The 428-nt window shown below is 65.2% G+C and carries 1 protein-coding gene; it reads left to right on the top strand.

Annotated elements, in window-relative coordinates:
- A partial coding sequence (locus tag GV818_RS33800; RefSeq protein WP_161778756.1) for an Hsp70 family protein occupies positions 1-428 on the top strand: 428 nt, incomplete at both ends.

The following is a 428-nucleotide window of genomic DNA, read 5'->3' as shown; positions in this document are numbered from 1 at the left end:
GCCCACAGGCGGTGCGCATATCGGCTACAAGGCCCAGGCCGAAGCCGTGCGCGACCCGAAGAACACCATCATCTCGGTCAAGCGTTTCATGGGGCGTGGCCTGAAGGATGTTGCCCACATCGAGAACACGCCGTACGACTTTGTCGACGCGCCCGGCATGGTGCAGTTGAAGACCGTGGCCGGCGTGAAGAGCCCGGTGGAAGTGTCGGCGGAGATCCTGGCCACGCTGCGCCAGCGCGCGGAAGATACGCTCGGCGATGAACTCGTCGGCGCCGTCATCACTGTCCCTGCGTACTTTGACGACGCACAGCGGCAAGCCACCAAGGACGCCGCCAAGCTGGCGGGCCTGAACGTGCTGCGCCTGCTGAACGAGCCGACCGCAGCTGCCATCGCCTATGGCCTGGACAACGGCTCCGAAGGCATCTACG

Source organism: Pseudomonas sp. Fl4BN1, assembly GCF_009908285.1.
Taxonomy (GTDB): Bacteria; Pseudomonadota; Gammaproteobacteria; order Pseudomonadales; family Pseudomonadaceae; genus Aquipseudomonas.
Note: the sequence above shows the minus strand (reverse complement) of the source record. Positions and strands in the feature narration are given on the sequence as shown.